Consider the following 21,215-nt stretch of genomic DNA (forward strand, 5'->3'; position numbering starts at 1 on the left):
TTTTTTCTGCAAATTAATTTACAGGTAAAGAAAAATCCACATGGCAAACAAATGCTTCTTGATCAATTAGAGCTCTATTTGTCAGTTCCTTTTTCTTTTCCGGTTCTTGAAGCTGTACAGAAGAGTAATTGACGATTCCAAGGCCGATTTCCGTCCCTTTTGAATCCATCAGCCGAACAACTGAACCGCTTTTGAATTTCCCTTTAATCTTCTGTACACCGTCTAGGTATAAACTCGATTGTCCGTTTGTTATTTTTCGTGAACAATCATCTGATAAAATCATTTCACCTTCCGGACCGGAATTAAAAGCGATCCATTGCTCCTTTTGATTCAACGGAAGCGTTCCTTCTGCTTCAAAATAGGTGCCTTCCGCCTGTTCATGAACGGCGTGGTATAAAATATCGCCAGCATCTGCCTGACCTAGGAAACCTTTAATGCCAGACGCCATTACGATTTTAAACGCATCAAGCTTAGAGCGCATGCCGCCGGTGCCAACGATGCTTCCAGTGTCACCTGCGCATGCTTCGATGTCAGGTGTTATTTCACTCACCCGCTGTATCTTTTTCGCTTCTGGATTTGTGCGCGGATTGCCGTCATATAATCCGTCTATATCTGATAAAATCACAAGCATATCTGCATCAATCAATCCTGCGACTTTTGCTGCGAGCGTATCATTGTCGCCAAACTTGAGCCGATTGACGGTAACTGTGTCATTTTCGTTTATGATCGGGATGATGCCGCGCTCGAGCAGTACATTCATTGTATTCCTGACATTGTTGTATCGATATTCATCAGAAAAATCGCTTCTCGTAATTAAAATTTGGGATGCGACATAGCCGTGTGCCAAAAACAGCTTTGAATAAGCCTCCATTAGCAATCCCTGGCCGATTGAAGCTGATGCTTGTTTTTCTGGAAGCTTCTCGGGCCTTTGGATAAATCCGAGCTTCCGATATCCCGCCGCCACTGCGCCTGAGGAAACCAAAATCACTTCATAACCGGCGTCTTTGAGTTTGACGACCTGGTCGACCAACGCTTCTAATTTTCGAATGCTGATTTCTCCATGAAGGCTTGTTAATGAACTGCTTCCAATCTTCACAACGACTCTTTTCATGCTTGTATCAGGCGTCACTTTATCACTCCTGATAGCGGCGCTGCAGTTTTTTCGATATCTTCGCTGATTTCCTTTGAACGCTTAGCCGCATGCTTTATTGCTTGAGAAATCGCTTCTCCGCCGCCGCTCTTTTTCAAGGCTTGCAGCCCCGCTGCTGTCGTTCCGTTCGGTGACGTGATATTATCTCTTAAGATCTCAGGATGTTCTCCTGTTTCCATGAGCATTTTTGCGGCACCTAAAAGTGTCTGTGCGCCGATGCTTCGAGATAACTGTTTATCGAGGCCCGCTTCCTCGCCTGTCTTTTCAATGAATTCCATTAAATAATAAAAATACGCGGGTCCGCTGCCTGCAATTCCGGTGAATATATCCATTTGATTTTCTTGGATTGTATAGACTTCGCCCATGCATCCGAGCAATGCTTCGGCCAGCTTCTTCAGGTCTTCCGACACATATTTGCCAAGGGCAATAGCTGTTGCAGAAGCGCCAATCATACTGGAAGTGTTGGGCATCACTCTGACAACCGGCTGTTCATTAAGCAATGATTGTTCAATAAAAGAGGTAGTTATGCCGGCAAGGACCGACAATATTAATTGATGGGGTTGAATACGTGATTTTAGTGATGACAGAGCGTTTTCGGCGTCTTTTGGCTTCATTGCCAAAATGAGCACATCCATGTCTTCAATACATAGTTGGTTCGGCAAGGCGCCTTTAATGCCATATTGAAGTTCAAGTTCAGTTAATCGCTCTGTATTGCTGCGGTTTGTAACGCAGATGTTTTGTTTCGGGATTTTGTTGGCTCGAACGATACCTGATATCATTCCTTCCGCCATAGATCCTGCTCCTATAAAGGCTACTTTCTTTTGATCAAAGATCGGTAACATCTCCTTTGTTCGCTTTTTTGTTCGCATTTTCACACGTTTAAAATGTTACCACGTGAGGAAATGATGTCAAGTTTGAAGGCCATTATTGATTTGTATTGTTTCTTTTCGACAAATATGTATAATGAAAAGCAGAAAACACCCGGTTCACACTGCTGCGCCGGGTGTTTGTTTCTATTAAAAATTATCTGAGAGAGCTTTTTCAATCAGTTTTTTACAGCGATCCAGCTCTACCTTCAGCTGTTTTTTATATAGCTTGGCAGCTTCGTAATCTTTAAATTGATAGAGGACGACTTCCTGGAGCTTAGCCCCTTCTTTTTTTACTTTAATTTGTTTTAGTATCCCGTCATCAAGAAGCTCATGCAAAGACCGGTATACTTCTGTATGATTTGGTTTAAAACCAATCTCTTTAAATTCAGACCGAAGTACTTCAAGCAGCTTTAACCCATAGAGTCTCTCTTGCTCTGTCATCGTTATCATATAAAGCTTCAAAAATGCGCGCTGTTTCACTAAAAAGCCTGTTGAACTCCTTTTTTCTTCTTTCATCATATGCACTCCTTCTTCTGTCACTGACAACACTATGTACTAAATATTCAATTTTCTTTTATTGTTTTCCTTCTTTATATTAAAGACTGATAGTCCAGTTATTTCATGTTTACTGATTATAGGTGTAGCGGAAAAAATAAATTTCGACTGAACATTTGGTACATAGTTTTCTTAGTTCTATTATAGCCTGCATTTACTGCTATCTTCAATTTAAACGATTGCCAGGGTTTACATATCTCATTTTACCGGTACGGATTTCATTCAAATAAAAAAACCTGTCGAAAGACAGGTTTTCATTTTTAAGGATTTGTTGACCATAATCCCGCTGTTTTGATGAAAATACGAGGATCTAATTTCAGTTGTGCCACCATGTACTCAGCAAGATCCTCAGGCTGCATAACTTTTTCAGGATTACCGTCTGTTAAGTTCAATTCGATAGACATATCACTAGCGACAGTGCTCGGCGTTAACGCGCTGACTCTGATATTATGTTTTCTCACTTCTTGCATAAGAGACTCTGTTAACCCGAGAACGGCAAATTTAGAAGCGCTGTAAGCACTTGTTACAGCAGCTCCTCTTTGGCCCGCTGTAGATGAAATATTAATGATGTCTCCGGCTTTGCGTTCGATCATTTCCGGAAGCACCGCGCGAGTGACATGGTACACACCCATTAGGTTGACTTGAATAATATTTTCCCACTCATCAGCTGACAGATCTAAGAAACCGCCAAATTTGCTGATGCCGGCATTATTAATGAGGATATCGATATCACCGAGCTGTTCCTTCACTTGAGCTACAGCTTGGTTAACCTGATCGGCATCTTTTACATCTGCAGCAGCAAATGCAGCTTTTACACCAAGCGCTTTGACTTCTTCAGCCACTTTTTCTACATTAGCGGAAGTCCGGCCAATTAACCCGATATTCACGCCTTCTTTGGCAAGCGCCAGAGCAGTAGCGCGGCCAATTCCTCTGCCTCCGCCTGTGATTAGTGCAGTTTTATGTTGTAAACTTTGCAATTGAAGCACCCTTTCTTTGTTTACATATGTACGATATCACATTATAAGTACAATACATCCAATACGCAAATCAAACGAACTGTGTAAATATCATTTCTTCTGATTAAAAAAACGGATACAGGGTAATGACATAAGAAAAGGAGTGAACATATGATTATAGTTTATATCAGTCTTGCAGTATTAGCAGTTTCTATTATCTTCTTAGGAGTTACCGTGATCCAAAACAAGAAAAAAATAGACCCCGCACTAAAGGAGCTTTCCTCTGTTACGCAGGCTATGCAAAAACAAATCGAAGGATTAAAAACAGAAACAGAGCTGCTGACGCAAAAACAAAAGAAGATTCAGCAGGATGTCCAAATAAAAAAATACACGCTTCAGCAGACCGCAGCTGAAGTGAAAGAAGTTCCCCAAGCAGTCAAAGAGGTGTGGCAGGCAGGACATTTTAATAGCAGATAAGGATGAATGAGATCCCGTTGTTACGATCAGAATGGACAAATGGGATCTCATTTTTCGAGGAGGCTTACACATGATTATAAACCGCAGCTGCTTAAAAGAGTTCGCAGAAAAAGTACATTTTCTTCCCTCTTCACTTACAAAGTCCGATTTACTTACTGATCCATTTCGTCTCCATCAAGAAAACGAACTTGGCATCTACTATTCACCTCATAATGAATTTATCAATCGGGATGCCTCGCTTGTGATTGCCGGGATCACGCCTGGTTTTTCCCAGATGAAGACAGCGTACGAAACAGCCGCCGAAAGCCTGCTGCAAGGCGGGACTCTTGAGCAAATGGCAGTAGACACAAAAATAGCAGCGGGTTTCTCCGGATCGATGAGACATAACCTTATTACCATGCTGGATTTATGCGGGCTGCCGCAAGCTTTTGGCATTCAAAGCGCCGCAAAGCTTTTTGGAGAATTACGGCATATGCTCCATACAACTTCCGTTATTAAATATCCTGTCTTTATCCAGCAAAAAAACTATACCGGATACAAACCGGCTATCACTCATTCTCCTATCCTAAGCACTTATGCTTTTGGGCACTTCCCTGCAGAGCTTAACCATGTGACGGGACCAGCTCTTCTCATTCCGTTAGGAAAAGCGGCCGAAACAGTGTGTGAAACATTGATCAGACAGCACAGCCTCCAGAATTTGATTTGCCTTAACGGCTTTCCCCATCCATCAGGCGCGAACGGCCATCGTTTGAAACAATTCAGCAAAAACAAAGAGCAACTAGAAAGACAAATTCGTTCCTTTGCTGCATTGGTTGATTTCGCTATAGAAAAGAGGAAATAAAAGGGATATGATAAACAAAAACACAAACGTGGGGAGTGGTTGAATGTTTCCTATATTAGAAACGGATCGGCTTATACTTAGGCAAATCACAGATCAGGATGCGGAAGCCATTTTTGCTTGTTTCTCAAACGATGAGGTGACACGCTATTATGGGCTTGAAAACATGGAATCTATAGAACAGGCCATTTCAATGATTCAAACGTTTGCTGCCCTCTATCAAGAAAAACGCGGTATACGGTGGGGAATTGAAAGACGGGACACTAAAGAACTGATCGGAACAATTGGCTTTCACGCTCTGGCCCAAAAGCATAGGCGCGCGGAAATCGGTTATGAAATCATCCCGGAGCATTGGCGAAACGGATTTGCATCAGAAGTCATTTCAAAGGTCGTATCTTACGGATTTTCTGCCCTTGGACTGTCGCGTATTGGCGCAGTTGTATTTACCGATAATGAAGCATCAAATCGTCTGCTTCTAAAAATGGGGTTTCAAAAAGAAGGCGTTTTAAGACAGTACATGTATCAAAATGGGACTCCATATGATACAAATGTGTACTCTATTGTGAAACCAAGAGAATGACGGTATTCTCTTGGTCTGTGCCACATCCCTTTTCCTTTAAAAAGATAAAAAGCGCCCCTCAAACAGGGCGCTTTCTAATTAAGATGCATATTGAGGAGATGTTTCCTCCTTAACTGCTTTTTCCTCAGGTATATGAATACATTTTGTCAAGACCGCACTTGCAAGGTAAAGGGCCGCAAAGATCCAGACGACACCTTGCGCGCCGACGAGACCGATGAACAGCCAAGCGAGTGCAGGGCCGACAAACGCTGATAAACCTGCAGCTAAATTCAATACAGACATGGCTGCCCCTTTATCTTTTCCTGCCACCGTCGGCACAATTGCACCAATCGGCACATAGCCTGCCAGCAAACCGCCCCAAATAAAGCCGATCACGCTGACAACCGCTAAACTTCCGCCGGAGAAAACAGGTGCGTAGTATAATAAGACGGTGAAAATGCCGCAGCCGACTCCGCCGAACCAAATAACAGTATTTTTCCAGCCGAATTTATCGCCGACAATACCGAAGATAAGGTTAAACACAATGTTCCCCAGGAAAATCGTTCCCCAAATTTGCAGCCACACATTGGTTGAAATTCCATGCTGGGCCATGTGCATCGGCAAAAAGACTGGAAAACCATATGTACCAATGCTGTTGATGATTCTGATGATTCCGCCTGTAAGCACGCGCGGATTTGTAAATAGAATCGTAACCCCTTTTAAAAGCTCCTCGGCTGTTTCTGATCTTTTTCTTTTCTTCTTTTCAAAACGGTCTTTATTGATAAACAATGCAAAGAATGCACCGAGACATACCCAGAAAATAGAGCTCCAAAGCGTATTCAAATAACCGAACGCTTTGATCGCGTAGCTTGAGTACCAAGCGCCGAACACAAACATGCCGAGGCAATATGCAATCCAAAACCAGCCGACAGCAGTGCTCAGTTTGCTTTGCGGTGTTCTGTAAATGACCCATGTCAAGAAAGAATAAGCAAAAAGCGGGTAACCTAACCCTTTTACGAAGTAAGTCACATACATCACTGGCAGGTTCAGCTGTTCAAATCCAAATACGATAAAAGCAGCTGTACCGATCACATAAAACAACAGCCCCATAAACATCGTTCGTTTTGCGCCAAATGCTTCGAGACATACACCCGAAAACCAGGAAGCTATGGCAAGCGCAATTCCGTATATACTAAAAATGGAAGCGGACTGCTGAACGGTGAGCCCGTTTTCGATCAAAAAAGGACTGAGCCAGCCTTGTTCAAGGCCATCTCCCATCATAAACAAAACAACCCCTAAAAATCCCCAGGCAAGCCGCTTCGGTATTCCTATTTTATCCAACATATCTGTCTCCTCCTTAGATGCTATTATTCATTACCGTATTACCTTATTAAAGTTGAAAATTAAATGATTCCTCAAAACAGCAGAAATTCCGTCTTAAATTAATACTTTGCTTTCTGATCCTGAAAAAAAGCGCTGTGTTTGCTTCCATTCCTCATATAAAGCCAATTCTATCTGACAGTCCTTCGGTTCGATCACCCGGACATTTGCTGACATCTCCTCCGTTAATTGAAAGGTTTCATTGCAAATGACTGCAGCACCGACGACAGATGCCTGATGATATCCCTCTTGGACATAGACCTTTTTTTGAAGAAGATCCGCGATATATTGAGTGAGCGCTTTGCTTTGGAATCCCCCTCCGCACACCCAAACATAATCACGTTCAAACGGAGTAACCTCTGTTAAAATGTCAAAGTTCCATTTGATTGAAAATGCGATCTCTTCTAGCGCTGCACGTACAAAATGTGCCCTCTTTAAATGTGCTGACAGCGGGGCATCAAAAAGAAAACCGCCTCTCGTTAACGCATTCTTTTCAGCCGATAAATAAGAGCCGAGAGCCGCTACACATGCATGGTCTTCTTTTGCAAGTGCAGAAATCTCCTCCTCCATTACTTCGTACGTTTCATTCGGATAAAAAATCTGTTTTAATTTTTGATAATTCAAGCCGGTAATTCCCGGATTCGTTTCCACAAGCCAATGCCCTTGATCCGTATGACAGTTCAACCAGGCTTTATGTTTTGTGTCGCCATGATCCTCAGTAATTTTGGTTATTGGCGTTGTTGTCCCTGATACAATGACAATGTCCTCAAGTCCAGCTCCGGTGCTTTTGACAGCCAGCTGTGTATCCCCGCCCCCTGCTATAACCTTAGCATTTATTGAAAGGCCTAATTCGGATGCATATTCATTTGCTATCGTTCCAATTGCTGTTCCCGCTCTTACAAGAGGCGGAAGGATAGATGGAGAAAAGCCGAAAATGTCGCACATCTCTTCTGACCAAGTGTTTTGCTTCACATCAAATAGCAGGGTTTCTGTTGCCTGTGATGGTTCATATGTTAATATTCCGCTCAGTTGGTACGTCACCCAATCACTGATGCTTGTAAAGCTTGCAGTCTTTTCCCATAAAGAGGGCTGGCGCTGTTTTAATCCATAAAGCTTGAGCGCAGAAAAAAGTGCAGTTGGCAGGCGGCCTGTGCTGCTGTATATCTCTTCCCAATCGGGAATGCCCGCCTCCCACTCTCGGCCGCGATTATCGATGTTCGGCAGCCCGAGAAAAGGATTGCCGTTTTGATCAATCAAAACAATCCCCTGTCTTTGGCTCGTCGATGTCAAACCAATGATGTCAATATCACACGAACGGGATAGCGCACGTTTTGCCAAATTCATCACCTGCTTCCACAGCACCTGAGGAGAAAAATAACGGCTGTCCGGGTAAAGCGTCTCTGTGGAATACTCGATGTCCTCCCGTTCAACTGTTAGAACACTGCCAGTTACACTCACGACCGCTACCCTCGCATTGCCTGTGCCAATATCAAAAACGAGATAGCCTTTTTGTTTTTTCATTCTGTTAGCCTCCTTTCTTATCCCCCTGTTTTCAGTGCGTCCTTGTTATACATTGTCTGAATATTAAGAGTTTTTTCACCCTTCCACTTTTTGAGGGCTTTATTCAGTATCGTCACGTGATGATCCTCCACTTCAAATGTTGCTCCAGCGAGATGCGGTGTTGCCAGAACATTAGGCAATGAAATCAATTCATAATCTGATTCCTCTGGAGGTTCATGATAAAAAACGTCTAGTATCGCACCGCTGATTTTATGTTCTTTTAATACAAATAAAAGATCTTCACGGTTTACAACAACTGCTCTTGAAGTATTAACGAAAATCGCACTCTCTTTCATCAGATCAAAATATTGCCGATCTATCAGTCCGAGTGTTTCCTCAGTGCGAGGCAGATGGACAGAAACGATATCGCTGTCTGAAAACACCGTTTTAAGAGATGCTTTTTCATACAACGGATGATCGTCTTGAATGTATGGATCGTAATATTTTATCTTACAGTCAAACGCAGTCAGCAGTTTTGCAATCCTTTGCCCGACTGCGCCGAACCCAATCATGCCAACCGTTTTTCCTGTTAGCTCATTTCCTTTAAATTTGACATAAGCCTGCAGGTAATCACTGTCCCACTCTCCATCCTTCAGCCACTGATTCGAGGCGCTGGTATGGCGCAGAAAGGAAATCACATTTCCAATAAACATTTCGGCAACGGCTTGTGCATTCCGCCCTGGTGTATAAAAAACAGGTATGCCCCTTTTTGAGGCAGCTGCCACATCCACATTTGAGGGCATTCCCCTGCAAACACCGACAAATGAAAGTTCGGGAACAGAAGCAAATACGCTGTCTGTTACCTGATCAAGTTCAGTAATCAAGCCTGTCGCATTTGTTGCTTTTAGCAGCTGAATGAGTTCATCCTCCCGATATGCCCTACCTTGTTCCTTCCAAGATTGATAAGCAACTGAGCCAAACAAGTTTTCAAGCTCTTTTCGTCCTTCTTCGTTGTACGGTGCTGTAACCAAAACCGTCATGCTGCAAAACATCCTTTTCATCGTATTTTTCATAAAAAAAATCTCTTTCCGAAGATGGAAAGAGATTCATATATAGGCGCGCTCTGTTACAGGCAGACGCCGGTATAAACCTTGCTTTCCTATCTTTCAAGCTAGCGCTTGCTGGAATTGGCACAATAATGTTGCCGAGGTTTCATAGGGCCAGTCCCTCCACCTCTCTGGATAGAAAATATTGAGTATGTAATTTTCAGAATGAAGAATACGTTTATCATAAAGAAGACTCAGATTGATGTCAATCTCTTTTTTTCAGAATTGACGTTATCATCGGAAATGTTATAATTCTTACAAAATATCTAACTAGAGAGAGGAACTGGGCCATGAGATCTTTTGCCACACAACAAAACGGCATTTTCAAATCCGTTTGCTCGCTGGACTGCCCGGATCAGTGCGGATTGTTAATACATAAAAAAGACGGGAAAATCGTAAAAGTGCAAGGAGACCCTGATCATCCTGTCACAGCTGGAAACATATGCAACAAAGTCCGGAATATGACGGAGCGCATCTATGATGAAAAGCGGCTGACTACACCGCTCAAACGAACAGGTGCGAAAGGCCAAGCGATATTTGAACCGATTTCCTGGAAAGAGGCAATCGATACGATCACCTCCCGCTGGAAACAGCTGATTGATGAAGAGGGAGCTGAAAGCATACTTCCTTACAGCTTTTACGGAAATATGGGGAAATTGACAGCTGAAGGAATGGACCGCCGCTTTTTTTACCGCATGGGGTCAAGCCAGCTTGAACGGACGATTTGCAGCAAAGCGGGATCTGAAGGCTATAAATATACAATGGGCATAAGCGCGGGAATCGATCCTGAGGAAACCGTTCATACAAAACTATTTATTTTTTGGGGAATCAACGCGGTCAGCACAAATATGCACCAAATTACGATCGCCCAAAAAGCGCGAAAAAAAGGTGCCAAAATTGTCGTGATCGATGTGCATAAAAATCAAACAGGACGTCTTGCAGATTGGTTTATCCCAATAAAACCGGGAACCGACAGTGCACTTGCTCTTGGCATCATGCACATTTTATTTAAAGAAAACCTTCATGATGAAGCATTTCTGTCCGAGTACACGGTTGGCTATGAAGAGCTCCGTGAACACGTGAAACAATATGATCCTGAAAAGGTATCGACGATCACCGGTGTCAGTACCGAAGATATTTACCGACTGGCAAAAATGTACGGGGAAACCTCCCCTTCTTTTATCAGAATCGGAAACGGACCCCAGCATCACGATAACGGGGGGATGATTGTAAGGACGATTGCCTGTCTTCCGGCGATCACCGGCCAATGGCTGCACACAGGGGGCGGCGCAATTAAGCATAACAGCGGAATTTTAGAATATAACACAAATGCCTTGCAGCGGCCCGACTTATTGAAAGGGCGCACCCCGAGGTCGTTTAATATGAATCAGCTTGGCAGGGTGCTTTTGGAAACAGACCCGCCGATTCGCTCTCTATTTATTTACGGAACGAACCCTGCCGTCGTCGCGCCCGAAGCAAACAAAGTCAGACAGGGCTTGCTGCGGGAAGACTTGTTTACTGTGGTTCATGATTTGTTTTTAACGGAAACGGCTGCATATGCGGACATTGTACTGCCTGCAACATCCGCTTTTGAAAATACTGATTTTTACACCTCCTACTGGCACCATTACATTCAGCTTCAGCAGCCGGTGATTGAGAGATATGGGGAAAGCAAGTCTAACACTGAGGTTTTCCGATTACTGGCTGAAGCCATGGGATTCACAGACCAGGAGCTTAAAGATTCAGATGAAGTATTAATCCGCCAGGCGCTTGACCATCCAGATAATCCGCATTTGGCAGAGATTGATTACGATTCACTTACTAAGCATTCATTTATGAAAGCGAAACGTGAAAAGCCGCTGTTTCCGGGCGAACTTCCAACGCCAAGCGGAAAAATAGAATTATATTCAGAAAAAATGAAACAAGACGGCTTCCCTGCTTTACCGACATATACACCTCTTGTAACCGATAATGAACATCCGTTTATGTATGTTCCGGGGCCAAACCATAATTTCTTAAACTCAACATTTTCCAATAATGAAAAACACATCAAGCTTGAAAAGACGCCAAAGCTCTTTATCAACACAAAAGATGCTGAAAAACACGGAATCGTTGATGGGGCACCTGTACGAATTTGGAACAGCCGGGGAGAATGCGAGCTGACCGCTGCAGTTGGAGAACAAGTGCTGCCAGGTGTCGTTGTCAGCCAAGGATTATGGGCGGATGAACAAGGAAAAAAACAGCTTGTAAACGCGCTAACCCCAGATCGCTTGTCCGATATGGGCGGCGGCGCCACCTTTTTTTCAGGCCGTGTACAGATTGAAAAGGTTTGAAAAATAATGAAACCCGGAGTATGCCAAGCCCGTATAACATAACATCGACATAATGGAGGCATACACATGGACGTTTTTTTAGGAATTGGTATTGCTTTGGCTGGATATTTTATCGGTGAAGGCTTAAAGCAGAGGAACCAAACCAAAGGTAATGAACAAAATGATATCTTCCTAATAAAAGAACGGGATATTTACTTTTACATTGGACTTTTTTTAGGAATAACAACGACTGAAGCAAAACAGTTAGCTGGAGACATGGCAGACCTGCCTTACATCGAAATAAACGGAAAAAAATATGTCCAGAAACATATGTTAAAAGATTGGACATTCACATTAGTTGAAAAACATCAGGGTGAATAAAACAAATCTGAGGAGAGCGAGATTCATTGTCACGCTCTCCTCTGTTTAGCTGTATGGATCCTGCCACCAAAACTTTGTGCTATAAGCGCTGATAAAACGATAAACCACCATCTATGTTCTTTCCTCAAACAACTCAAGATGCCCGTTCCACAACAATAGTTTTTATATTCCTTTGATGACGTGATGTTCTTGATGAACGTATGTATCGTAAAACACTTAGAAAACCTATTCGGTTTGAATGTGTGCTCTCATTATGCCCCCATACTGCGCCTTTATCCGCGGAGGATTTTTTTAAAAAAATATGAAACCTAAAGCTTTTAGATCCTGAATTTTTATTGAACCTCCATATTTCTCCGATTGGTAAAAATTAGCCTATACACCGGAAGCTGTACGTTTATAAAGGATCAGAGAATCCCATAACCAGTAAATCACTGCAGCCGCAATACTTAACATATAATAAAAGTACGATTGCAATGTCCATGCTATTGACGCAGGTTCATTGATAACAAAAAACAGGAAAGCTGCGATAAAAGCAACCACACTGTAAATCAATAGGTACATGACATTGAAAGTTCTCGCTTTTTTCTGCAACTTCATTTGGAGCGGAACAGCAAAAAGGCCATACACCACAAAACCGTATAATAAAGCAATTGCTGCCGTAAACAATGCAATTATCATATCGCCATACATAACGAAAGAATAAAACCCTAATAACAAACCAAATGTAAGGCTGGATAGCCCTAATGTCATTAAATAATATGATGCGATTTTTTTCATTTTTTCACCCCCCTTGTTTGATTTATTCACAGTGCTGTTAGTATAAATTCACAACCTTTGTATTTCTTTTATCGAGATGTCTTCCCTAACGTGCTATACGCAATGCGCTAATAAAAGGTTTCAAAAATGACGTTCTTTTATTAGATAATACGCTGGCTGAAAACGCCTCTCCTGATTGGCCAAAGCGCGAATGAAAAAAGTGCATGAATACCTGCCCAACAGACAGAATAAGAAGAGTTGATATTTCAACACTTTTCGTAAAGGGGTGAAACCAATGAGTAAGAAAGGTATTCAAAATTCAAGTATTGAACAAATAAGAAATGACCATGAGACTGAAACAGCTTTTAAAGCAGATGATCCTAAAAAACACGGTTCCGATCCTAAAAGAACGAAATAAGTTCTTACCCCCACTAAAATATCAATAATCTGGAGGAAGTAAAGTGACTCAAAAAAACGGTGCAGACAGACCTGATGATTATAAAAGATTTTCTTCATTAGACAAGGAATATGATTTTCAGCAATCTATACGCAGCAATACTGAGACAGAAAGTGTAAACACTGAAACACAAACTCATAACAAAGAAAACAAAAATGACACAACAGATGTTGCCGGGAAATACTTTGAGCCCTCAGATTATAAAGGAAGCACGCAATTAGAAAAAGGATTGGCTGAAACTCATGAACAGGTCAGCGATGACTATTTTGAAGGGACAATCGATCAAAATTTGGACTAGCCATACAAACGGAACTAACTTAAAAGAAGTCAGTTAACTCTGTTTTTAGAAACAACCACAGTAAAAGTAGCCAACCCCCACCGAATAAGATGGGGGTTGCACGTAAGTAGCCTGTTTAATATTTAAAACGATTAATGACGGTTTGAAGTTCTTCTGCCAACTGAGATAGAGATTCTGCGGCATAGGAGATTTCCCCCATTGAATGAAGCTGTTCCTGTGATGAATTTGCAACCGCTTCTGTATTTGCTGACGTTTCTTTTGTACCAGCAGCCAATGTATGAACTGTGTGCTGAATCACTTCAACGCCTGAAGTAAGCTGTTGAGTTGCTGCTGCAACTTCTTGTATTTGAGAAGTGACCTGTTCCACCAGGTTCAGTATTTCATTGAAATTTCCTGTTGTCTCTTGAGAAAGAACAATACCTGAGCTCACATTTTCTTGAACAACTTTAATATTATTTACCGTTTCTATCGATTCGTTTTGGATGGTCGCTACCACCGATTGGATGTGGTTTGCAGATTTATTTGTTTCATCCGCCAACTTCCGAACTTCTTCTGCCACCACAGCAAATCCTTTTCCTTGCTCTCCGGCTCTGGCCGCCTCGATCGCTGCATTTAGTGCCAACAAATTTGTCTGCTCTGAAATCGTCGTGATAAGCGAAGAGATATCGCTGATTTCTGCTGTGCTCGCTACCAATGTTTGCAATCCATTGCCGGCTGAATCTACAGATTTATCAATGAATTTCATCTGGTCTAACATCTTGTTGACGGACTTAGAGCCTATTTCAGCCTTGTCTCTCATCGAAGAAGAAAGATCCGCTATGTTCCCTGTATTTGAAGCGACTGATGATATACTGTCTAATAATTCAGTGATGGATTCTGCGCTCTTTTCTGTCATTGAGCTTTGCTTCACATTGCTGTCGGCAGCCATCTGCATGGCTCGTGAAATATGTTCAGATGTTGATTTCGATTCTTCCGCGCTTGCCGATAATTCTTCAGAGGAAGCGGCGACTTGTTCAGATGAGCTGCTGATCTGCTTCACAATTTGAGTTAATGAATGAGTAAAAGAATTAAAAGATTGGGCAAGCTGGCCAAATTCATCTTTATTTTTCACAATGACTTTTTTGGTTAAATCAGCCTCGCCGTGTGCAATTTCCTCCAGCTGCTTATTTATGCTTCTTAGTGGCACCATAATGGACTTTAACAGCATTATGCTTAGAACAATGCCTAATATTACTGATATCCCTGTGACAATGATAATGAGCGATTGACTCATTTTCCCATTGCCCTGTATTTCATCCTTTAGATCCTCTACCTCTTGATCCAGGCGATCAGACAGCTTATTGACAGCCGGAGCTACGCCTTCTTTTCTTATTGTTCTTTCTTCTCCAAAATGGATGGTTTCTGCTTTTTTAGGATTTGAAGAGTAGGCTGTTACTACTTGCTGATTCAAAGCTCTATACTGAGTAAAACTTGTCTTAATGTCTTCAATATTGGATTGATACTTCTCTTCATCAATCAAGTCATTAACCCGGTCAAGGCTCTTTAAGACATCGTCTGCTTTTCCCTTCATACCCTCGTCGTATTCTTTGTCTCTGGTAATCAAGAAGCCTCTTTCATCATTTGATAACCCGGTCAATTCATATTGGATGTGTTTTATCTCTTTTTGGAATTCCATTTTGTCTTTAAGTTCTTCATTCTTTTTCACAGTAGAAGAAATCATAAATACTGAGGAGCCTCCAATTCCAATAATTGAAACAACTAATATTGATATAATCCCCAGCAATTTTGTTTTCACTTTCATGTGTCGTTTTCCCTTTCCGCACAATGTAATGGCTGAAATAAAATATGTTCAAGCGCGTTTGAATCCAATTCGCTTACGCTCATGTCCATAATATCGACACGTGTTATCAAGTTTTATAGTGATATTCTTATATGAATAAGCAAATTCTTTACGTCTCTGAACTTACAGAAAAACCTTAAGTAAAATTTGCAGTCTTTTGCGGTATGTAAGTCACTCTTATTCGTTTTTCTAAAAAAGGCTTTTCCCACCTCAAATTGGCTGAACCGGCTGTTTTCTCGAAAATATAATACAATACGCAGCATAATATGAAGGAGCGAAACTTAAATGGGGATCATCAATGGTAAAGAATTCATTGACCGATTGAATAAACTAGAAAACGAAATATGGTATGATGGCGAAAAAATAAAGGGTAACATTTCTGAGCATCCTGCATTTAAAGGAATAATCAAAACAAAAAGCTCACTTTATGAATTGCAAACAAAGGATGAGTTAATACATGAAATGACTTATTGCCTTCCTGGAGATCATAATCGAATCGGCCTTTCCTATCTCCAGCCTAAAACAAAAAATGATTTGAAAAAAAGAAGGACCATGATTGAACATTGGGCTAGACATACTCATGGAATGATGGGGAGAAGTCCGGATTACATGAATACGGTTATGATGAGCTTTGCTTCGTCAGCGGAGCTTCTAAAAGATAAAGAGAATTGCTTTCCTGAACATATACTAGATATGTATGAACAAGCTGCTAAGCATGACCTTTCCTTTACCCATACATTCATTACTCCGCAAGTGAACCGGTCACAGTCCTATTTTGGGCTAAGTGAAAAACCGATATCTGCTAAAGTCATTGATAGAACCGAAAAAGGTTTAATGATTCATGGCGCACGACTGCTTGCCACACAAGGCGGGTTGACCGATGAAATCTTGGTTTTTTCAGCGCCTAAATTTTTCTTTGAAACAGATGAAGCTTATGCTTTTTCAATCCCTTCTAATACAAAAGGCGTAAAATTCATCACAAGAGAATCATTTGTATTAAGCGACTCTTCCTTTAATCATCCCTTAAGCTCAAGGTATGAAGAAATGGATTCAATTGTGGTTTTTGATCATGTGTTAGTGCCGTGGAATCGTGTGTTTTTTTACGATAATGTGGAAGCAGCTAAAGATTTTATGACAAAAAGCTCTTTTCATGCCTTTACCTTTCACCAGGTTGTCATTAGGCAAATGATAAAAATTGAATTTCTATTAGGTGTTGCACAGCTTCTTGTCGACACCATTAATGTTTCCGAATATCAGCACATCCAAGAAAAGCTCTCAGAAATCATTGTGGGATTGGAAACAATCAAAGCCCTCATTGACAAATCGGAAAATGATGCTCAGTTAGATGAATTCGGCTATATGCGCCCCTGTTTAATTCCTCTTCAAGTCATCAGTACGATCATTCCTAAGCTATATCCTCGATTTACTGAAATCATACAATTAATTGGAGCTAGCGGAATGGTGACACTGCCTACCGAAAATGCATTTGACTCAGAGATACGGGAAGATCTTGACCAATATCTTCAAGCAACCAATACAAATGCTGAAGAACGTGTGAAAATTTTCCGTTTGGCATGGGATTTAACAATGAGTTCATTCGGAACTAGACAAACTCACTACGAAAGATATTTTTTCGGAGATCCTATTCGGATTTCAAGCAGGCTGTATACCAGTTATCCAAAGCAGGAGCAGTTGAACATGATTAAAACATTTTTACATGCAGATACAGAACATTGAAAAAACAGCGGGAAAAGATCCGCTGTTTCGTATTTTTTATTCAGGAAACTGAACATGGCCCGGTACTGTATAGGCTTTGGACGTTCCGCTTTCAGGCAGCTTTGGAATGGTGTCTTTCACAACTTTTCCGCGGATGTCAGTCATTCTGACTTTGAGAGAGCCAGTACCTAAATTCGTACTCACAAAATGGTTATAGTCCATTTTCTCCATGTTGATCCACTTACCATCCTTTTCATATTCCATTTTCATAACAGGATACTTGTGATTTCTGACTTGGATTGCTGCCCACCACCTGCTGCTGCCTTCTTTGATCCGGTACGTGAAATTGCCGGTGATTGGGGCTTTGACAACACGCCATTTAATATTGATTTTTCCGTCTTTCATATTGCCGATTTTACGGAAGGCATTAGGTGACAGATCAAGAGCTCCCCGAGCGCCTTCGGGATAAAGATCAGTAACATATACGGTTGTTTTCCCTTTTGGCCCTTCAACTTCCAAATAAGAGCCGGCAAGTGCCGCTTTTACTCCTCCGTAATTGAGATCCGCCGGATTTATTGCAGTAATCTCCATATCGGAAGGAATGGGATCCAGCAGGAAAGCTCCTCCTGAATAGCCTGACCCTGTATACGTTGCATAACCTTCATGCAGGTCGTCATATGCTGCCGAAGCTTGCGGGGAAAAACAGAAGATCGTCAACAAAACCATACCAACAAATGCACTCATGATCTTTTTCATATTTGGTCCTCCTCAAACCAGACTTCAAATGAGAATCATTATCATTATAAGACTCAATCCATCTGGTTTGAAAGAGGAAATAGATTCATAGTTGATTTTAAGGCAAATTCACTATCATTCATATATCAAATGTAGGTACTTATGAAAAAGCCAATACAAATGAACGAATGTGCACTTCAGCCGAATGTCTTATTTTTCCCTCTCAAAATTCGCATTTCAATAACGAAATGAAACAGGCTGTTGGCCTGATAACAGCTATACAGGAAAAGCTATTTTTCCCCGCTCAGTTTCAACTTAGCTGTCATCATGATGCCAAAGATCAGCACAATCGGAACCCAAATAATGAAGTGATAAAAATCAGGCTCAGCCAGAGCAACAATAATAGCCCCTACACAATACAAAATAATAGCCAGTGCTCTTAACACAGTATCTCTTAAGAAAGTCTTCTTTTGCTTCTTAAAAAACAAACGGCCGGATATATCCTCTAAAAGAGAAGCCAAAGTGCCGGTCAACACAGTTGAAGAAATACCTGCAATCCCCAGTTTTTTTGCTGCTGTAGTTTGAATCCCCATAGAAATGCTCATGAGTATAATTAGAATGTGCACAGGAACAAATGCCCGGTAAAAAGAAAGACAAGCAAAGACAAACAAAATGAATGCTTCAAGTGCGAGGGCTTTTGTCACAGCAGAAGGCCAAAGGGTATTTTCCGCCTTTCCGACCATCAATGTAGCAATGATCACGCCGCATATAAATCCGATTAGCGCAGTCAAGGAATTAAAAACAGTGACCTGAATGGATTTGCCGATAGCTAACCCCAATAATACAATGTTTCCAGTCATATTAGCTGTGAACACATGTCCCAGGCTTAAATACCCGATTACATCCACGATTCCAGCTGTTAAACATAAAAGTGATAGCAAGGTGTTTCGATAAGCTGCTGCAGTCAACGGTGTATCAATCCTTTCTTCTATTTCAATTGTTAGTATGTCTTTTGGCGCAATCTCTATTTTTTAAGTAACCCAACATTAATTAGGAAGATAGAACCTATTATTCCTTTCCATTAACTGTAATAATAATCCCCGCAAGGAAATGATTAAAATTGAAAGGAAGCATATTGTGATGAAACGACTTTGTTTATGGTTCACCGTCTTTAGCTTGTTTTTGGTTCTCTTGCCTGGAAAAGCATTAGGTGCAGTCGATTTTCCGAATACCTCAACAAATGGCCTTTTAGGTTTTGCCGGAAATGCCAAAAATGAAAAAGGCATCTCTAAAACGGGCACAACGGGTGGAAAAAACGGGCAGATTGTTTACATTCAAAGCGTAAATGATTTAAAAACCCATCTAGGAGGATCCACTCCGAAAATTTTAGTGCTTCAAAATGATCTTTCCGCATCTGCGAAAACAACAGTTACCATTGGCTCAAATAAAACACTCGTGGGCTCTTACGCGAAAAAAACGCTGAAAAATATTTATTTAACAACTTCATCAGCTTCTGGAAATGTCATTTTTCAAAATTTAACGTTTGAACACAGTCCGCAGATTAACGGAAATAATGATATCCAGCTTTATTTAGATTCCGGTATGAACTATTGGATTGATCACGTCACATTCTCAGGTCATAGCTATAATGCAAGCGGAAGCGATTTGGACAAACTCGTGTATATCGGAAAATCCGCAGATTATATCACGATCAGCAACTCAAAATTTGCGAATCATAAATACGGTTTGATTTTAGGATACCCGGATGATTCTCAGCATCAATATGACGGCTACCCCCACATGACAATCGCCAATAATTATTTTGAGAACTTGTATGTTAGAGGCCCAGGTCTGATGAGATACGGTTACTTTCATGTTAAAAACAATTACAGCAATAATTTTAACCAGGCGATTACAATTGCTACAAAAGCAAAAATATATTCCGAATATAATTACTTTGGGAAAGGCAGTGAAAAAGGCGGCATCCTTGACGACAAGGGCACTGGTTATTTCAAAGACATAGGCAGCTATCCATCACTCAACAAGCAAACCTCTCCGCTGACTTCTTGGAATCCTGGGTCAAACTATAGCTATCGTGTCCAAACGCCGGAATATACAAAAGAATTTGTCACGAAATATGCCGGATCACAAAGTACAACTCTGGTATTTGGCTACTGATATAAAAGAGGCCCTGCGTTAAAAACGCTGTGCCTCTTTTTATACTATAGGCTATTTTTAAGCGATCCTTGTAATTCCATCAAGATCCAGCGTCGGTCAAACTAAAAAGCATATGTTCTTTTCCACAATAACTTCTTAACTGGCTTTCTTATTATACCAGTTTATCGCAAGTGAAAAGAAATCATTGTTCTGAACCTGTATTAAATGAACGATCGTCCCACAAACTACTTAAAAACCCCTAAAAAGGATGATGGATATGTGCGGCAGGTTTACTTTGTACTCTGCATTTGATGATATTATTGACCAGTTTGACATCGATCAATTTTTTCCTAAAGGTGAATACCAGCCAAGCTATAATGTCGCACCATCACAAAACATCCTTGCAATCATCAATGATGGATCAAATAATCGCTTAGGCAAGCTTAGATGGGGACTTATTCCACCTTGGGCAAAAGATGAAAAGATCGGTTATAAAATGATCAATGCTCGAGCCGAAACAATTACCGAGAAACCGGCCTTTCGAAGACCGCTTGTCAGCAAACGCTGCATCATACCAGCAGACAGTTTTTATGAATGGAAACGGCTTGATTCCAAAACCAAAATCCCAATGCGGATCAAATTGAAATCATCTGCTCTTTTTGCGTTTGCTGGCTTATATGAAAAGTGGAGCACACATCAAGGATACCCTCTTTATACCTGCACCATCATAACAACTGAGCCTAATGAGTTCATGAAAGATATACACGACCGAATGCCGGTTATATTGGCCCATGATCATGAAAAGGAGTGGCTTAACCCCAAAAATACAAGCCCTGATTATCTGCAAAGTTTGCTGCTGCCTTATGATGCTGATGACATGGAAGCATACCAGGTTTCATCATTAGTAAATTCACCCAAAAATAATTCAGCTGAGCTTCTTGATGCAGAAAATCATATGTAGTGATTGAAAAAATTCTCTAGCAAGAACTTGTCAAATAGCTTTGTTCCTTAGGTGCCAATCCCTCTAGTAATTATGAATATTTAGTACATAGATCAATTAGTTATCTTTAGCATCAGTTTGAAATAATTTTATTATGTAAACTTAAATAAGCAATGTTATTCCTTTCATATAAAATAGTTTACATTTTTATAAAATCGCTTCACTTTTCTATT

22 protein-coding genes and 1 riboswitch are annotated in these 21,215 nt (G+C 41.1%); of the genes, 10 read left to right on the forward strand and 12 right to left on the reverse strand.

Annotation, left to right across the window (positions count from 1 at the left end):
- Window positions 1-13: 13 nt before the first annotated feature.
- From proB to NST22_RS10195, 4 genes are all read right to left on the reverse strand, one after another.
- Entirely contained in the window at window positions 14-1,129 is a 1,116-nt protein-coding gene (proB, locus tag NST22_RS10180; protein WP_003231456.1) for a glutamate 5-kinase, read from the reverse strand.
- Complete coding sequence (gene proC / locus NST22_RS10185; RefSeq protein ID WP_010886524.1) at window positions 1,126-2,019, reverse strand: pyrroline-5-carboxylate reductase; 894 nt, start codon at window positions 2,017-2,019, stop codon at window positions 1,126-1,128. The genes proB and proC overlap by 4 nt, the downstream gene beginning before the upstream one ends.
- A 147-nt stretch (window positions 2,020-2,166) precedes the next feature.
- Window positions 2,167-2,535: a replication termination protein gene (rtp, locus tag NST22_RS10190; protein WP_003220337.1), complete on the reverse strand. Its 369-nt coding sequence runs from the start codon at window positions 2,533-2,535 to the stop codon at window positions 2,167-2,169.
- Window positions 2,536-2,834: 299 nt separating this feature from the next.
- Window positions 2,835-3,551, reverse strand: a complete 717-nt coding sequence (locus tag NST22_RS10195; protein WP_004399223.1) for a 3-ketoacyl-ACP reductase — start codon at window positions 3,549-3,551, stop codon at window positions 2,835-2,837.
- A 150-nt stretch (window positions 3,552-3,701) separates the two neighbouring features.
- Between NST22_RS10195 and NST22_RS10200 the strand changes: the two genes are divergently transcribed.
- The 3 genes from NST22_RS10200 (at window position 3,702) to NST22_RS10210 (ending at window position 5,425) form a co-directional block, all read left to right on the forward strand.
- Window positions 3,702-4,007, forward strand: a complete 306-nt coding sequence (locus tag NST22_RS10200; RefSeq protein ID WP_009967371.1) for a DUF948 domain-containing protein — start codon at window positions 3,702-3,704, stop codon at window positions 4,005-4,007.
- 70 nt (window positions 4,008-4,077) lie between these two features.
- Window positions 4,078-4,848: a hypothetical protein gene (locus NST22_RS10205; RefSeq protein ID WP_003231443.1), complete on the forward strand. Its 771-nt coding sequence runs from the start codon at window positions 4,078-4,080 to the stop codon at window positions 4,846-4,848.
- A 43-nt stretch (window positions 4,849-4,891) separates the two neighbouring features.
- On the forward strand, window positions 4,892-5,425 hold the full coding sequence (locus NST22_RS10210; RefSeq protein WP_003231441.1) for a GNAT family protein: 534 nt from the start codon (window positions 4,892-4,894) through the stop codon (window positions 5,423-5,425).
- 78 nt (window positions 5,426-5,503) lie between these two features.
- Here the strand turns inward: NST22_RS10210 and NST22_RS10215 are convergent, their stop codons facing one another.
- From NST22_RS10215 to NST22_RS10225, 3 genes are all read right to left on the reverse strand, one after another.
- The gene (locus NST22_RS10215; protein ID WP_003231439.1) at window positions 5,504-6,748 is read right to left on the reverse strand and encodes an MFS transporter; all 1,245 of its coding nucleotides are present in this window, start codon (window positions 6,746-6,748) and stop codon (window positions 5,504-5,506) included.
- Window positions 6,749-6,841: 93 nt separating this feature from the next.
- Window positions 6,842-8,305, reverse strand: a complete 1,464-nt coding sequence (locus tag NST22_RS10220; RefSeq protein ID WP_004399436.1) for an FGGY-family carbohydrate kinase — start codon at window positions 8,303-8,305, stop codon at window positions 6,842-6,844.
- A 17-nt stretch (window positions 8,306-8,322) separates the two neighbouring features.
- Complete coding sequence (locus tag NST22_RS10225) at window positions 8,323-9,357, reverse strand: 2-hydroxyacid dehydrogenase (protein WP_009967372.1); 1,035 nt, start codon at window positions 9,355-9,357, stop codon at window positions 8,323-8,325.
- 83 nt (window positions 9,358-9,440) lie between these two features.
- A riboswitch (SAM riboswitch) is annotated at window positions 9,441-9,532 on the reverse strand.
- A 148-nt stretch (window positions 9,533-9,680) separates the two neighbouring features.
- Between NST22_RS10225 and NST22_RS10230 the strand changes: the two genes are divergently transcribed.
- Both NST22_RS10230 and NST22_RS10235 read left to right on the forward strand, forming a co-directional pair.
- Window positions 9,681-11,723, forward strand: a complete 2,043-nt coding sequence (locus NST22_RS10230; RefSeq protein ID WP_004399552.1) for a molybdopterin oxidoreductase family protein — start codon at window positions 9,681-9,683, stop codon at window positions 11,721-11,723.
- 66 nt (window positions 11,724-11,789) lie between these two features.
- Window positions 11,790-12,083, forward strand: a complete 294-nt coding sequence (locus NST22_RS10235; protein WP_003231432.1) for a hypothetical protein — start codon at window positions 11,790-11,792, stop codon at window positions 12,081-12,083.
- 372 nt (window positions 12,084-12,455) lie between these two features.
- On the opposite strand, the gene NST22_RS10240 is transcribed toward NST22_RS10235, so the two are convergent.
- Window positions 12,456-12,860, reverse strand: coding sequence for a UPF0715 family protein (locus NST22_RS10240; protein WP_004399396.1), 405 nt, complete (start codon window positions 12,858-12,860; stop codon window positions 12,456-12,458).
- 85 nt (window positions 12,861-12,945) lie between these two features.
- The gene (locus NST22_RS10245; RefSeq protein ID WP_119123062.1) at window positions 12,946-13,065 is read right to left on the reverse strand and encodes a hypothetical protein; all 120 of its coding nucleotides are present in this window, start codon (window positions 13,063-13,065) and stop codon (window positions 12,946-12,948) included.
- A gap of 69 nt (window positions 13,066-13,134) precedes the next feature.
- Between NST22_RS10245 and NST22_RS10250 the strand changes: the two genes are divergently transcribed.
- A complete protein-coding gene (locus NST22_RS10250) occupies window positions 13,135-13,257 on the forward strand; it encodes a hypothetical protein (RefSeq protein WP_003241887.1) in 123 nt (40 codons plus the stop codon).
- Between the two features lie 43 nt (window positions 13,258-13,300).
- Entirely contained in the window at window positions 13,301-13,594 is a 294-nt protein-coding gene (locus NST22_RS10255; RefSeq protein WP_003231427.1) for a YozQ family protein, read from the forward strand.
- Between the two features lie 115 nt (window positions 13,595-13,709).
- On the opposite strand, the gene NST22_RS10260 is transcribed toward NST22_RS10255, so the two are convergent.
- Window positions 13,710-15,395, reverse strand: coding sequence for a HAMP domain-containing methyl-accepting chemotaxis protein (locus tag NST22_RS10260; protein ID WP_003231425.1), 1,686 nt, complete (start codon window positions 15,393-15,395; stop codon window positions 13,710-13,712).
- Between the two features lie 324 nt (window positions 15,396-15,719).
- On the opposite strand from NST22_RS10260, the gene hpaB reads away from it, so the two are divergent.
- Complete coding sequence (hpaB, locus tag NST22_RS10265) at window positions 15,720-17,171, forward strand: 4-hydroxyphenylacetate 3-monooxygenase, oxygenase component (RefSeq protein WP_003231423.1); 1,452 nt, start codon at window positions 15,720-15,722, stop codon at window positions 17,169-17,171.
- Window positions 17,172-17,207: 36 nt separating this feature from the next.
- Here the strand turns inward: hpaB and exlX are convergent, their stop codons facing one another.
- Together exlX and NST22_RS10275 are read right to left on the reverse strand one after the other, a co-directional pair.
- Window positions 17,208-17,906, reverse strand: coding sequence for an expansin ExlX (gene exlX / locus NST22_RS10270; protein WP_003231419.1), 699 nt, complete (start codon window positions 17,904-17,906; stop codon window positions 17,208-17,210).
- 269 nt (window positions 17,907-18,175) lie between these two features.
- Complete coding sequence (locus NST22_RS10275; RefSeq protein ID WP_004399503.1) at window positions 18,176-18,853, reverse strand: YoaK family protein; 678 nt, start codon at window positions 18,851-18,853, stop codon at window positions 18,176-18,178.
- 172 nt (window positions 18,854-19,025) lie between these two features.
- On the opposite strand from NST22_RS10275, the gene NST22_RS10280 reads away from it, so the two are divergent.
- Together NST22_RS10280 and NST22_RS10285 are read left to right on the forward strand one after the other, a co-directional pair.
- On the forward strand, window positions 19,026-20,063 hold the full coding sequence (locus NST22_RS10280; protein WP_004399365.1) for a polysaccharide lyase family 1 protein: 1,038 nt from the start codon (window positions 19,026-19,028) through the stop codon (window positions 20,061-20,063).
- Window positions 20,064-20,319: 256 nt separating this feature from the next.
- Window positions 20,320-21,003 (forward strand): SOS response-associated peptidase, encoded by a 684-nt coding sequence (locus NST22_RS10285; RefSeq protein WP_004399422.1) that lies wholly within the window; start codon window positions 20,320-20,322, stop codon window positions 21,001-21,003.
- Window positions 21,004-21,215: the final 212 nt, after the last annotated feature.

It is taken from the genome of Bacillus sp. PS237 (assembly GCF_037963345.1).
Classification (GTDB): domain Bacteria; phylum Bacillota; class Bacilli; order Bacillales; family Bacillaceae; genus Bacillus; species Bacillus subtilis.

Bases quoted from the DNA above. Each gene is read 5' to 3' on its own strand.
- proC (WP_010886524.1), bottom strand. From the start codon at position 2,019: ATGCGAACAAAAAAGCGAACAAAGGAGATGTTACCGATCTTTGATCAA.
- rtp (WP_003220337.1), bottom strand. From the start codon at position 2,535: ATGAAAGAAGAAAAAAGGAGTTCAACAGGCTTTTTAGTGAAACAGCGC.
- NST22_RS10200 (WP_009967371.1), top strand. From the start codon at position 3,702: ATGATTATAGTTTATATCAGTCTTGCAGTATTAGCAGTTTCTATTATC.
- NST22_RS10205 (WP_003231443.1), top strand. From the start codon at position 4,078: ATGATTATAAACCGCAGCTGCTTAAAAGAGTTCGCAGAAAAAGTACAT.
- NST22_RS10210 (WP_003231441.1), top strand. From the start codon at position 4,892: ATGTTTCCTATATTAGAAACGGATCGGCTTATACTTAGGCAAATCACA.
- NST22_RS10215 (WP_003231439.1), bottom strand. From the start codon at position 6,748: ATGTTGGATAAAATAGGAATACCGAAGCGGCTTGCCTGGGGATTTTTA.
- NST22_RS10220 (WP_004399436.1), bottom strand. From the start codon at position 8,305: ATGAAAAAACAAAAAGGCTATCTCGTTTTTGATATTGGCACAGGCAAT.
- NST22_RS10225 (WP_009967372.1), bottom strand. From the start codon at position 9,357: ATGAAAAATACGATGAAAAGGATGTTTTGCAGCATGACGGTTTTGGTT.
- NST22_RS10230 (WP_004399552.1), top strand. From the start codon at position 9,681: ATGAGATCTTTTGCCACACAACAAAACGGCATTTTCAAATCCGTTTGC.
- NST22_RS10235 (WP_003231432.1), top strand. From the start codon at position 11,790: ATGGACGTTTTTTTAGGAATTGGTATTGCTTTGGCTGGATATTTTATC.
- NST22_RS10240 (WP_004399396.1), bottom strand. From the start codon at position 12,860: ATGAAAAAAATCGCATCATATTATTTAATGACATTAGGGCTATCCAGC.
- NST22_RS10245 (WP_119123062.1), bottom strand. From the start codon at position 13,065: ATGCACTTTTTTCATTCGCGCTTTGGCCAATCAGGAGAGGCGTTTTCA.
- NST22_RS10250 (WP_003241887.1), top strand. From the start codon at position 13,135: ATGAGTAAGAAAGGTATTCAAAATTCAAGTATTGAACAAATAAGAAAT.
- NST22_RS10260 (WP_003231425.1), bottom strand. From the start codon at position 15,395: ATGAAAGTGAAAACAAAATTGCTGGGGATTATATCAATATTAGTTGTT.
- hpaB (WP_003231423.1), top strand. From the start codon at position 15,720: ATGGGGATCATCAATGGTAAAGAATTCATTGACCGATTGAATAAACTA.
- exlX (WP_003231419.1), bottom strand. From the start codon at position 17,906: ATGAAAAAGATCATGAGTGCATTTGTTGGTATGGTTTTGTTGACGATC.
- NST22_RS10280 (WP_004399365.1), top strand. From the start codon at position 19,026: ATGAAACGACTTTGTTTATGGTTCACCGTCTTTAGCTTGTTTTTGGTT.
- NST22_RS10285 (WP_004399422.1), top strand. From the start codon at position 20,320: ATGTGCGGCAGGTTTACTTTGTACTCTGCATTTGATGATATTATTGAC.